Genomic DNA, 12843 nt, shown 5'->3' on the forward strand with positions numbered 1-12843 from the left:
GGCTTCCTGGCCGTCGCTGTCTGCGTAGCGAGCCACGTCCAACCAATGTCTTCCCCAACGTTCACCATAGCGGGTCGAACTCAATAGTTCATCGATCAGATTTTGGACCGCCGTCTTCGAGTCCACCGAATGGGCGTCAACAAAATCTGTCGTTTGTTCCTGGGTCGGAGGCAATCCAACCAAGTCAAAGTACAAGCGTCGTACCAGAGTTCTCGCATCGGCCGGTTTCGCGGGGCGGATTCCAGCGTCATCCAATCGCCGCTTGATAAACAAGTCGATCGGGCTTTTGGACCAGCTGTCGTGGGACGAACGTGTTGGCGGGGCGACATTTTGCAGTCGTTGAAACGCCCAGTGCGTTTTTGCTCGATCCATTTTGGGATCGATGACGTCGGCGTCGTCGGGCCAAATTGCGCCTTGATCGATCCAAGCACGAAGCAGGCTGACTTGTTCTTTGGTCAGCGGCTCGGATCCTTCCGGCGGCATCAACGCGTTGTCTTTTCCGCCGGACACCAAGTCGATGAGCAAGCTGTCTTCGCTGTTGCCCGCGAGGATGACTTTGTCGCTGTCTCCATCTTTGAATGCCTTGGCTTTGATTCCAAGGTTCAAGCCTCCTTCTTCCGTTGTCCCAGCGTGGCACTCGTAACAGTTGTCGCGAAGGATCGGTTGGATATCGCGGACAAAGTCGATTTGGCCGGAGCGTTGTTGCTGATCAGAGTGCGGTGATTCCGCGTCGTTGGCCAGGCCAACGCTGCCGAGCGAGAAGAAACAAAACGCGATGAAAAGCGATCGAAAACCAAACGGAAAGATCATCGGATATTCCGTCCTGAGGGGAGGAGATGGGCGGGATGCTGAACGCCAACACAACTCAATGCGTCAGGCGTTGAACGATGTGTTTATGGCGGGCCGAGTCACCGTGGTGGGGCGTTACGGTGCCGGTGTGAGGTTAGAGGATAGATGATCGCGACCTCGTTGCCATTCGCAGACGCGCAAATCACTTTCGATTTTTCGTTGAGGAGTGTCGTCTGCGAATGTTCATGTCGCGTGGTTTTGACGTCGGTATTCGCCCGGTGTGGTTCCAAAGTGCTGGCGGAAAGCTTGTGACAAAGACGCTCCGGTCGCGAATCCAGATTCGTATGCAATCGTTGAAATGGGTTTGTCTGAATCCAATAACAATCGTCCGACGTGAGACATGCGAACGCGACGAATCTCTTCGGCCGGGCTGCGATTGAGTTCCGCGCGAAAACGTTGTTCCAGCCTTCTTCGTGAGATTGGAAATGTTTGCAACAGGTCGGCAACGGTGATGCCGTCGCGAGCTCGATCACGAATGAACCGCAAGACTTCCGCGATTTCATCGTCTGGCATGGCGAGGATATCGGTCGAATGACGCCCGCGAACTTGAAGCGGCGGAATGAGAGTTTCGCGTTTTGGCGTGGCACTTCCGCTCATCATCTTTGACAACATCTGCGAAGCCGTTTCACCGAGTTGGTGACTGGCTAATTCAACTGCCGAGATCTGCGGCGACGCAACGTTGCACAGTAGTTCGTCGTCGTCTCCCGAAAGCACCGCGACTTCGTCGGGAATTTGAATCGAGTCGACTGAACAGATCTCAACCAATTGCCTGGCCGGATAGGGATCCGCAGCGAAGATTCCCAGCGGACGCGGCAAAGTCGACAACCATCGGCGGACGTTGGAATAGTTGGTCAACCATCCCGCGGTGTCGTCACGGGTGGCTTCGTACATTGCACACTGATACCCGCCAGCGGCGACGGCATCTGCAAAGGCGATGGATCGCACGTCGGAGTATCGACCGATTGGGGGTGCATAGCAGGCAAAGTGAGTCAGCCCTCGATCGCGAAGATGCTCAAAGGCCATCTTTGCGCGGGCCGCGTCATCGGTCGCGACTCGTCCGAACCAATCGGCCTTTGGGATCATGATTCCAACATCCACCACCGGTAGGTTCAGACTTTTTACATGGCGGACAGAAGAGGCGGTTCGCAATGAAGCGATGATGCCGTCGCCGTTCCAAACCTTTGGCAAGCGAAGACGACCTTGGGCATCACGAGGTGAGATCAGAACTGTCCAACCGCTTGAATGACCGAACCGGCAAATCGCTTCGACCACGTTGCGACCCCAAGAGTCGTCGGTCTCAACAAGAATGCCAACATGTCGTGGTCGTTTCGTGGTTGTCACGGGGCCTGATCCCAAGGGCGGTCCAAGGTTTTTGTCGATGCGCATCAGCGTAGCAGAAGTGCGCAACTGCGCAGGGTTGGAAGGGAGGTCTCACCTACAATTCTTTCCGAGCGTTTGCTTCTCTGCGTGAACGCCAATCAATCATTCACCGCGCGTTATCCTGTCTCGAGGCAGGAACCAACGTCAAACAACACCGACGAGAAAGACATCAATGACCACTGCCGCGAAGATTGCTGTGATTGGTTTGGGGGCGATGGGATATGGGATGGCCGAGTCCTGTTTGCGGGCCGGACATGAGGTTTGGGGCACAGACATCTCGCCCGACCCAGTCGAGCGATTTCGCGCCGAAGGCGGCCAGCCCGGCGACCTCAAGGACGTCGCAGAGACGCTGGACATCGTTGTCGTTTCTGTCCTCAACGCAGATCAGACTTCTGCGGTTTTGTTCGGTCCCGACGGAGTGGCACGCATGATGAAAGAGGGCAGCGTCGTGATCGCCTGCGCGACCGTGGCTCCTGACTTTGCCCGTGAGATGGCCAGTCGGTGCAACGATTGCGGATTGCATTACCTGGACGCTCCGATTTCCGGTGGCGCGGCCAAGTCCGCCAAGGGACAACTCTCGATCATGGCGGCTGGTTCGGAGAAAGCGTTTGAGGTGGCGAGTCCGGCGCTCGACGCGATGGCCGAAAACGTTTTCCGGCTCGGCGAGGTTGGTGCAGGTTCTGCCATGAAGGCGGTCAACCAACTGCTGGCGGGAGTACACATCGCAGCCATGGCCGAAGCGATGACGTTTGGCATGACGCAAGGCGTGTCGCCAGAAAAGTTTCTGGAGGTGATCCCGCAGTGTGCCGGGACCAGTTGGATGCTGGAGAACCGCGGGCCGCACATTGCCGCCGGCGACTACACACCGCTGAGCCAAGTGAACATTTGGCCGAAGGACCTGGGCATTGTTTTGGACATCGCACGCGATGCGAAGTTCAGTGCTCCGTTGACCGCCGCGGCTCTGCAACAGTTTCTGGCCGCTGCGGGAATGGGGTTGGGAGGCGAAGACGACGCGGCTGTCGCGAAAGTCTACGCTCGCAACGCGAGTCTGGACCTGCCGGGGGATGATTGACTCAAGCGGTTGTGCCGTTTTACTTCACCCTCCTCAACGACGTTTCAACGCATGGATGATGGGCACTCTTGCCCGTCAGAGTCGGCCAAGACCGCCCATCACAATCCGAAGCGTGAGCGAGGGACGCCCCCAACTCCCACGACGGCCCCATCCGGGGCGACCGTTTGCTTTCCGGCATCAGTGTCTCGGGGCTTCCGCCCCGAGCTAAGGACGCCGGCCCCGTCCGGGGCGAAACCCAGACGCCAGCCAGCGATACAGCACCAAAAAACTGCACGACCTGCTTCGTTTCGGGAGAAGTGGATGATGAATAAGCGACACGCGGCGCATCAGAGTAGAACAGTTGTCCTCAACTGTTCCGTCGGGCAACTCTCAACGGCCAAGCCCAGGTTCAATCAATTCCATCTGCAAGCATTCGCGTCACGCTGCTCGACGACATCAACCAACCACGCGAATATTTCGAGACAAGTGTTCCATACCCGATCATTCCTGCCGAGCGGCTTAGAATGCTGTTTTGATCTCCTCCAGCGACACGCCGAGCAGATGTTGAGCGAGTGGTTGGAGGTCGGCTTCGGTGCCGTGAATGTGGAACGTTCTCTGCACGTGTTTCATGGTGCCGCCAGGTGGCAATGCCGCGGCAGGTGACGACGTTTCCAATTCGTAGAAAGGACCGAGTGGTGGCTTGTTCGGCTCGGGCGATCCATCGTTGTAGGAATTGATGACATCGCCGGCGTACGGTTTGTCTTGCAGTTCCCACATCGAATTGACGAACCCGTGCGGCGAATCCTGCACGTTGTAGGTGACGATGTTCAGCACTTTTCCAGCTGCGTCGTAACTGCCCGCAATGCCTTTGGATCGTTCTGGGGAGATGCCGATTTTGCCTCGACGAGTTCCATCGCCACGGAAGAATAGTTCTTGCTCCTCGACCCTCAGGTAGTCCGGCGGGACCTCGCCAAAGTAGGCGTCGTTGACCTTGGGGCCGAGTTCTTCTTCATCGCCGGAGCGAAAGGGAATGACGACGGTTGTTGCGGGCGAAGGGTTGTACATGCCGAGGATCCAAATCGAGAGCAAACCCGTTTCGCTCTTCCAGGGATTCTCGCCCGTGTTGGTGATTCGATTGTCGGTTTCGTAACCAACGACGCGAAGATCGTCACCCAACTCAACCTGCAATTGGTCAGCGGCTTCTTGGGGGCAGAGCAGTTTGATTGTGCGCTCGATACCGACGTTGAATTTCGTGCCACTGTGGTTGGTCAGTTTCGCTGAGTGACTGAATTTGGCGGAGACATCTGTTTGCTCGACCAGTTCGTAAGTCTCTGTGTCGATCGCCGGAGGCGTCGTCCAGTCCGAGAACTCGAATTGAGTTCCGGGATCGAAGAACAGTCCGTACTGCCCACCTTCGGGACCGAGCCAGAAACGTTCTTCACCGCCGAAGATGTAAATGTGTTCTTCGAGTTTGCCTGTTCTTTCGTCCTCGGAAAGGAAACCGTTTTCGATGACCGGGCGATTGATCCAGCCAAAGCTTGGGCCCGTGTTGCGATCAAAGGTGCTGGTCATCACTCGGCCTTGGTAGGCCGGCGCCACGGCGACCGCAGCATCACCATGATGCAGCAGAACCACATCGGTGTGTTCTTTCATGAACGCCACGTCATCGGCGAACCCGTCCACCGCGGTGGCTGATTCAGGAAAGAGACTCATGGTTGCTACCACCAATCCTGCAAGCGTTGTGAAAGGCGTGTTCTTCATCTCAGTTTTTCTCCGTGACATCAAACCGTTGAATGAATGGCAGCCCACCGCGTTGCTTGCCTTTTGGTCTTCCAATTTCGACGCCCCAATCCGGGAGTTTGCCTTTGCCGCTTTCAGTGAACGCTTCCGGCCGATAGGCGCCGCCTGCCCACGGACCGTTTTTCACATGGTGAGTTTTGGTGAAGTGAATTCCGTCTTCGGCATACAGGATTGAATTCGTGATCGCTTTCGGGCCAGTCGTGCCGATCATCGCGGCGACGCCTTTGCCTTGAGGCCACACCAAGACTTCGTGGTTGCCAGGGATCACTGGGTTGGCTTCGTGACGCACGTAGGGGCCCTCTGGTTTGTCAGCGATCGCCAACCCCATTTGGGTTTGTCCGGGGCCTTTGCCCAGTTGGCGGCCTTTGTAGTAGAACCAAATCTTCCCGTCGCGGACGATCAAGCAAGCATCGTCGACCAGGTGACTGTCGAAGTCATCCCGGTTTTCGCTGTTGGACAGCGCCGGATTGGTAGCCAGACGCTCCCAAGGACCGTCGGGTGAATCGGAAACCGCGATGCCGATTTTCGAATCGGGTTGAAAGCCTTTGCCATACTTCTTGGATGTGCCGGTGTAGAACAGCCAATAGCGTCCTTCAGCGACCAGGATGTTGGGTGTGAAGACACTGGCTCCTTCCCAACTGCCGGGTTCTCCTTTCGCGAGGGCCATCCCTCTTTCGGTCCACTGGTGACCGTCCTTCGACGTCGCGTACCAGATCGTGGCATCGTATCCCGGCGAGATCTTTCCTTTCGAATACCACACGTAGAAGAGGTCATCGACTCGGATGATGTCGCTCGGGTCGCGGCGCATGACACCGGGTTCGGCGCCGATGCCTTCGACGGCCGAGTGCGTGACCACGACAGTCGGTGCATCGGGCGAATCAGCGTGGGCGGAGGTTGCCAACATCACGAGGAGGGCAGGGACAAAGAGTTTTTGCATGTTGGCTATCAAGGTGTTTTTACGAGTGAGGTGAATTGGGTTGCTACTGAGTGCCGCGAGAATCAATGGAGGTTGTTCGAAAGGTGCGGAACCCGACGGGTGAGTTTTGAAGTTGCGATTTTTCCGTCAATGGCCAACGGCCTTTTTCAACATAGCCAGGGGCATCGCCCCTGGAGCAGTAAAACACGGCCCCATTTTGGCCAACGGCCAAATTCAATTCAAAACGTGTGGGTTGATGTTGGCCGTTGGCCAACCAATTTGCCTTCATTCTCGGTCCCTGGGGCGATGCCCCAGGCTACGATGACGAAGGCCGTTGGCCAACAAAATCGAATGCAAAAGCGCAACTTCAAAACGCATGAGCGAGACCTCTCACGCAGTGGGTTACCAAGCGAGGTGGATTTCGTGGCGGCTGAGTCCGGAAACGGTTCAGCGTTCCTGCGGGGCAACGAGATTGATTTTTCGTTGATCGGTTCCGGTCGTGTGAACGTCACCGAGTTCGTTTCGAATCCGTTCGGCTTGGCTTTGCAGGCGAGCGACGATCTCGGGATGACGATCCGCGACGTTTTGCTTTTCGTTCACGTCGCGATCCAGGTTGAACAGCTGTGGCTTTTTGAGTGTCACAAAGCCTTTCGTTTTGTCGGGCTTCTTCGACCAGAATGGTTGGTCGTCCGGCGTGCGGGGAAAATGCAGTTTCCAGTTGCCTTCTCGGACGGCTTGTAGATTCGTGCCGTTGTAGTAGTAAAGAAACTGGTGCGGTGATTGGGTGTCTTTGCCCAGCAGGATCGGCAGAATGTTCTTGCCATCCAGCTTGCGATCATCCGGTGGCTGAACTCCGGCGAGTCCACAGAACAGCGGCAGCAGGTCCATGCTGGTCAGCATGACGTCCGAAACTTGGTTGGGTGCGATGTTGCCTGGCCAACGAAAGATCCCTGGCACGCGGTGGCCGCCTTCCATCGTGCAATACTTGCCACCGTTCAATCCGCCGGTGGATCCGTTTCGCGTGGGACCGTTGTCGGATGTGAACACCACCAAAGTGTTTTCATCGATCCCGGCATCGCGAATCGCTTGCATGATTCGGCCGGTGCTGTGATCCAGCTCTTTGATGAAGTCGCCGTACTTGCCTTTTTCAGATGTGCCGACAAAGTCTTTGCTGGGACGCAACGGGTTGTGCACGATGTGGTGCGATACATAGATGAAGAACGGATCGTCTTGCTGCCGATCGATGAACTCGATGACTTCGTCGGTGTAGCGTTTCGTCAGCACTTCGCAGGGAACGTTTTCTTGCTCCACCGCTTTGCCGCGATACAAGGTGTTGTGATTCTTGCCTCGCCGTGGTTCGTAGTTGCTGGGGATTCCAAAGTATTCATCGAAACCGGCATCGAGCGGGTGCGAACCTTCCACTTCCATGCCCAAGTGCCACTTTCCCACCATCAACGAACGGTAGCCAGCAGGATGCAGCAGTTCGGGGATCGTGAGCTCCTCCGGGGCAAAACCGTAGTCTTGGTATTTTGCGACGTTTTCGTTGCGAGCCACGGGCATGCCACATCGCATCGGATAGCGTCCGGTCAGCAAAGCGGCGCGAGAAGGACTGCACACGTTGGCAGGGACGAAAAAGTCCGTGCTGCGAAAACCTTCTCCGGCGAGTGCATCGAGGTGAGGCGTCTTCACGCCCGATGAATCGTAGCAACTGATGTCACCGTAACCGAGATCATCCGCGAAAATGAGGACGAAATTGGGTGGTCTGTCGGCGGCCTCGATGGAGGAAGCTTGCAGCCATGGCATGGCAACGGCCATGAGCAAGCCAACCCAAAAACAGCATTGGCGACGTAAATTCGGAACGCCGGATCGGACAAAGGTGCGCATCGTGTGTTCTCAGTTAGAAAGTGGCTTGGGGTTGTCTTTGAAAGCAGCCGGCCGACTGTTGGTGGCGATATCAGCGGCAAAGTCTTTCAGATGGCGTTGCAGTTTTTTGACAACTTGTGGATTGGCTTCGATGACGTTCACCTTTTCACCGAGATCCTTTTCGAGGTCGTAGAGTTGCTGGGGGACTCCTTTGTTGGCATGCAGTTTCCACTTGCCTGACCTCACTGCTGCCAATTGGTTGCCGCGGTGGTAGAAGAAGACTTCGTGCGGTGATTGCGTTTCGCCTTTCAGAGTGGTCCAGATGTCTTTGCCATCGATGATTCGGTCCGTTGGGATTGTTGCTCCGGCGAGCTTCGCGAATGTGGGCAGCAGGTCCATGGTGGACATGAGTTCGTTGTTTTCTTGGCCGGCGGGGATCTGTCCTGGCCAGCGAACCACAGTGGGTTCACGCACGCCGCCTTCGAACGCGGTTCCTTTGTGTCCCCTCAGTAGGCCGGCGCTGGCGAAGAGTGTGTTCTTTGGCGGTCCATTGTCGGACGTGAACAGCACCATGGTTTTCTCGTCGAGCCCATTGGATTTCAGTGCGTCGAGGATTTGTCCGACGGACCAATCGATTTCGGCGATCGCTTGGTTGAAGAGATTCGCACGCGTTGCGTAGTCAATGTTTCCGTTTTCTTTGCTGATGGCAGCCACGACGTCATCGGCAACACCCTTCATGAACGGAGGCGAGACGTGCAGCGGGGCATGAGGAATGGGATGGGGGATGTACAGAAAGAATGGTTGGTCTTTGTTTCGGTCAATGAACGAGACCGCGCGTTCCGTGATCCGTTTGGTCAAGAAGTCAGCGTTGGGTTCCATTTCGACGACCGTGTCGTCCTCCAGCAGAGGCAACGGTGGGAACTGGTAGTGATTCTGCCGAGGATGAAACGGATGAATGTCGTGGCTGTAGGGCAGGCCAAAGAACTCATCAAAGCCTTGTTTCGTCGGGAGGAATTCTGGTTGGTCGCCGAGGTGCCATTTGCCAAACATGCCGGTTCGATAGCCCGCTGTTTTCAAGACTTCCGCGATGGTGATTTCATTGGGATGCAAACCTTTGCGATCGCCAGCCAGCAGCACTCCGAAATTGGAACCCATCGCCATGCCGATTCGCTTGGGATAGCAACCCGTCATCAGCCCCGCTCGTGATGGAGTGCAAACGGGAGCGGCGACGTAGAAACTGGTCAGCCGAGAACCCTCGGCCGCCATCTGATCAATTCGAGGCGTGGCGACGTGCTGACCACCAAAGCAACTCAAGTCGCCATAGCCTTGGTCGTCGGTGAGAATGACGATGAAGTTGGGCTTGGTCGTTCCCGCTGTTGTCCCACGACCTGCCGGCGAGACGGACGCGGTGGGGGACGCAGGTTGCTTTGCGGCTTGGGGTTTCTTCTTGGGCGACGGTTTCTTTGGTCGCGTGCCTTGGGATCCTTTCTTGGGGCGATAGGACTCCAATAGCGTTTTCATTTCTTCCACGACCTCGGGATGTTCCCGATAGACATTGGTGGTCTGCGATCGGTCCTTTTCCAAATCGTATAGCTGAGCGGGCGGAGCATTCTTTTTGAGGCGGCCGTTTTCAATGTCGCTGTTCTTATGGCCGGAGAACTGAACGGCGGCGGGACCTCCCCAGGCGTGATGCTGGGGTTTGGAACCGTTGAATCCGCCGCTGCCACGGGCGCCGATGTACAGCCACTTGCCTTTGCGAACGGCTAAGTTGCGTGGCTGGCGTGGTGCGAGGACCAACTCCGTCCGCAAGGGTTCGCTGGGTTCATCCAGCAACGCAGGCAACATGTTGATGCTGTCTTTCTGCTTCGACGATGGCATCTCTTGCTCGGTCAGTGCCGAGAACGTGGCAAACAGGTCGACTTGGCTGATCAGTTGATCGGACTGAGTTCCCGCTTTGATTTTGCCCGGCCATTTCGCGATCAGGGGAACTCGGTGTCCGCCTTCCCAGACGCCGAATTTGAACCCCAGCAATTCGCCATTGGGTTGATGCCCGGCTTTGACCGCATCGCGTCCAGCTCGGTTGAGCATGGCACCGTTGTCGCTGGTGAAGAGAACCAGCGTGTTTTCAGTCAGGCCATTGTCTTCGAGCGACTTCACGATCTCGCCGACCATCCAGTCCAACTCATGGACAAAATCGCCGTAAAGGCCGCACTGGCTGGTGCCCTTGAAACGGGGCGCCGGGGTGAATGGGTGATGAATGTTGGGAGTGGCGAAATACAGAAAGAACGGTTCGTCTTTCTTTTCAGTGATCCAATTCACCGCGCGTTCCGTCAGAAGCGTGCCCGTTTTTTCGTCGTCGTAGATTTCGTGAGCCTTGAGAGCACCGCTGAATCGGTTGGGGCTCTTGACGGAGGCTTCTGCAGGAAACGTGGGCGTAGGGGACACGGGTTTGCCGCCGTACACCAACGGATCGTTTGGATCGTATCCGAAGATGCTGTCATCGTTGACATAGACGTAGGGGCTGCCGCTGTTGACCAAGGGCACACCAAAGTAGTGATCAAACCCGACGTCCTGAGGTCCGGGCCGCAGTGGCACTTGCCAATCGTTGGGTTCTTCTTTGAATCCCAGATGCCATTTCCCGAGACAGGCTGTCGCGTAGCCTTTGTCCTTGAAGACCTTTCCGATCGTTTGCGTGTTCGTGTCGATGATCAAACCGGAGGTCGTTGGCAGCGGGCCCCAGACTCCTTGACCTTCCATCGCGCGAACCGGGTACTGGCCCGTCAGCAGCCCGTAGCGTGAAGGCGTGCACACGGCGGATGCGGAGTGGGCGTCGGTGAACCGTCGTCCTTCCGCGGCAAGTTGATCGATATTTGGTGTCGATAGTTTCGTCGCGCCATAACAACTCAGGTCTCCGTAGCCGAGGTCGTCAACAAAGATCAGAACGACGTTGGGTGGTCGCTCCGCCGCGGCGGTCGTGCAAGTGATAAGAAGCACGAGCAAACAGAGGCAGTGGTATCGAAGGAGTCGTTTCATTGAAATTTCCGCCTGGCTGTTGAGGGGCCTTCGGTCGTGGAGTGTTTGTGATGCAGGTGTTGGAAGCAGAACAAGTCAGAGGTGCAGCTCAGTAGTTCACTGTTCCACCTCGCGCCGGTTTTTGTCGTTCGTTTTTCCACCAGTGGTCAGGGCCTTCGGATTCAATTCCCCGCCACACCTTCAGCAGTTCGTCTTTCATTGCTGCCGTCTTCTCTGGCATCGCGGCGGCCAAGTCGTGTTCTTCTTTCCAGTCGGTTTGGATCTCGTAGAGTTGGAACTTCGTGAGCGTTTCGTCTCCGACCAGTTTCCAGTCACCGATGCGGAGTGCCACGCGATCGGCAGGGGGCGAAACGTGTGTTCGCCAGAACAGCGGGATCTCCCTGTCGACCGGTTTTCCGTCGAAGGCGGGCAGCATGCTGACACCGTCGATTGTGCGGTCGTCAGGCAGCGGGATGCCGGTGATGTCCAGAACCGTTGCGAAAATGTCGGTGCCGATGACTGGGATGTCGCTGACGGTTCCGGGCGTGATGTGCCCTGGCCAACGAGCGACGCCGGGCACGCGAATGCCGCCTTCGTGGTCGCTCCGTTTGTTGCCTCGCAGTCCGCCCGACGTTCCGCCAAAGGCAGGCACGGGACCGTTGTCCGAAGTGAAAAACAGAAGTGTGTTGTCGCTCACACCTTGTGCGTCGAGTGCGTCCATCACCATTCCCAAGGCGTGATCCATCTGAGTGATATTCCCCATGTACTTGCTGTTCTCATGCCCCTTGTACACGTCCTGAAACCGCGAATCGGTTGCGATGGGGGAATGCGGTTCGTGCACCCACACCGTCATGGCGAATGGTTTGGCTGGATCGTGAATCTCTTTCAGCCATCGTGCTGCTTCGGTGGCAACCAACTGGGCCGAGTAGCCTTCGAGCTTTCCAACGGGTTCGCCGTTGCGAACAAAGTTGTCGGGGTTCTGATGGCTGGGGCTGGCGTTGTTTTGAGTGCACATCCAATGATCGAATCCATGTTCGCTTGGATGAGGGAATTCCGGATTGCTGAACTGCTGCCTCGAGAGCAAATGCCACTTCCCGACGTGACATGTTTCGTAGCCGACGTCTTTCAGCAACTCCGGAAAGGTGATCTCACTGGCACGCAGGTGGGCCTCGTGATTTCCTGACAAGTGCCGATAAACGCCGTTTCGATAAGGCGTCCGTCCAGTCAAAATCGCGGACCGGGATGGCGAGCAGACACCGCAGGCGGAATAGCACTGCGTGAACTTCACGCCTTGAGATGCCAGCCGATCAAGGTTGGGCGTTTGAATCAGTTCGTGGCCGTAGGTGGCGGAGTCGCCCCAGCCCATGTCGTCGGCGACGAACACCACAAAGTTGGAATGGGCCGCATCAGCAGCCTGTGCACCCGCCAATCCGAATGGCTGCGTGCCCAGCACGCAACCGAACAGGAGTGCCATCGAAATCGAATAGTTCGTCTTCATGTGGGGCCATCAGTTCGGGAGGTGGTCGAGGAAAAACTGCACGGTGCGGTCAACGATGGCATCTCGCGATGGATCGATGTCCGCGTCGACTTTTCGCCAGTTGTGTCCCGCGTTTCGAATGATCATGACTTCGACGGGGGCTTTGATCGCGTCCGCTTTTTGTTTCATGTGGTGAGCGTGCTTGACTGGGATGGTCGTGTCTTTGTCGCCTTGGATCATCAACAGCGGCGGGCTGTCGGCACGCAAGAAATTGACCGGACTCATCTCACGATAGAGTTCCAGCTTGTTCGCCTCCGATGAATTCGAACCCAGAATGCGAGGTCCGAATCGATCGCGGAAGTCCGCTCGGTTGTCGTGATTGAACAGCTCGGTCTTTTCAAAATCACTGGGCCCGTACCAGGAGACTCCTGCCAGCATTCGGTAAGGCGTTCCCGCCAACGCTTCGTCGCCCGGGAGTGTGTCCGATGTCGTCAG

9 protein-coding genes are annotated in these 12843 nt (G+C 56.6%); 1 reads left to right on the forward strand and 8 read right to left on the reverse strand.

Annotation, left to right across the window (positions count from 1 at the left end; all coding sequences use genetic code 11):
• Both B2R17_RS12385 and B2R17_RS12390 read right to left on the reverse strand, forming a co-directional pair.
• The coding region (locus B2R17_RS12385) for a DUF1549 domain-containing protein (protein ID WP_286764235.1) at nucleotides 1-810 on the reverse strand (810 nt) is incomplete at its 3' end.
• Nucleotides 811-1032: 222 nt separating this feature from the next.
• A complete protein-coding gene (locus tag B2R17_RS12390; RefSeq protein ID WP_236615640.1) occupies nucleotides 1033-2190 on the reverse strand; it encodes a xylose operon transcription regulator XylR in 1158 nt (385 codons plus the stop codon).
• A 160-nt stretch (nucleotides 2191-2350) separates the two neighbouring features.
• Between B2R17_RS12390 and ltnD the strand changes: the two genes are divergently transcribed.
• A complete protein-coding gene (gene ltnD, locus B2R17_RS12395; protein WP_339888600.1) occupies nucleotides 2351-3301 on the forward strand; it encodes an L-threonate dehydrogenase in 951 nt (316 codons plus the stop codon).
• Between the two features lie 498 nt (nucleotides 3302-3799).
• Here the strand turns inward: ltnD and B2R17_RS12400 are convergent, their stop codons facing one another.
• The 6 genes from B2R17_RS12400 to B2R17_RS12425 form a co-directional block, all read right to left on the reverse strand.
• Nucleotides 3800-5041, reverse strand: a complete 1242-nt coding sequence (locus B2R17_RS12400) for a DUF6786 family protein (protein WP_286764237.1) — start codon at nucleotides 5039-5041, stop codon at nucleotides 3800-3802.
• A 1-nt stretch (nucleotide 5042) separates the two neighbouring features.
• Nucleotides 5043-6017, reverse strand: coding sequence for a family 43 glycosylhydrolase (locus tag B2R17_RS12405; RefSeq protein WP_286764238.1), 975 nt, complete (start codon nucleotides 6015-6017; stop codon nucleotides 5043-5045).
• 426 nt (nucleotides 6018-6443) lie between these two features.
• Nucleotides 6444-7880 (reverse strand): sulfatase family protein, encoded by a 1437-nt coding sequence (locus B2R17_RS12410; protein ID WP_286764239.1) that lies wholly within the window; start codon nucleotides 7878-7880, stop codon nucleotides 6444-6446.
• Between the two features lie 9 nt (nucleotides 7881-7889).
• Nucleotides 7890-10892: a sulfatase-like hydrolase/transferase gene (locus B2R17_RS12415; RefSeq protein WP_286764240.1), complete on the reverse strand. Its 3003-nt coding sequence runs from the start codon at nucleotides 10890-10892 to the stop codon at nucleotides 7890-7892.
• Between the two features lie 88 nt (nucleotides 10893-10980).
• Nucleotides 10981-12369 carry a sulfatase-like hydrolase/transferase gene (locus B2R17_RS12420; protein WP_286764241.1) on the reverse strand — a complete coding sequence of 463 codons (1389 nt, stop codon included), beginning with the start codon at nucleotides 12367-12369 and terminating at the stop codon, nucleotides 10981-10983.
• Between the two features lie 9 nt (nucleotides 12370-12378).
• On the reverse strand, nucleotides 12379-12843 hold a 465-nt coding region (locus tag B2R17_RS12425), incomplete at its 5' end, for an alpha/beta hydrolase family protein (protein ID WP_286764242.1).

This window comes from Rhodopirellula sp. UBA1907, assembly GCF_002337565.1.
Classification (GTDB): Bacteria; Planctomycetota; Planctomycetia; order Pirellulales; family Pirellulaceae; genus Rhodopirellula; species Rhodopirellula europaea.

Bases quoted from the DNA above. Each gene is read 5' to 3' on its own strand.
- B2R17_RS12400 (WP_286764237.1), bottom strand. From the start codon at position 5,041: ATGAAGAACACGCCTTTCACAACGCTTGCAGGATTGGTGGTAGCAACC.
- B2R17_RS12405 (WP_286764238.1), bottom strand. From the start codon at position 6,017: ATGCAAAAACTCTTTGTCCCTGCCCTCCTCGTGATGTTGGCAACCTCC.
- B2R17_RS12410 (WP_286764239.1), bottom strand. From the start codon at position 7,880: ATGCGCACCTTTGTCCGATCCGGCGTTCCGAATTTACGTCGCCAATGC.
- B2R17_RS12415 (WP_286764240.1), bottom strand. From the start codon at position 10,892: ATGAAACGACTCCTTCGATACCACTGCCTCTGTTTGCTCGTGCTTCTT.
- B2R17_RS12420 (WP_286764241.1), bottom strand. From the start codon at position 12,369: ATGAAGACGAACTATTCGATTTCGATGGCACTCCTGTTCGGTTGCGTG.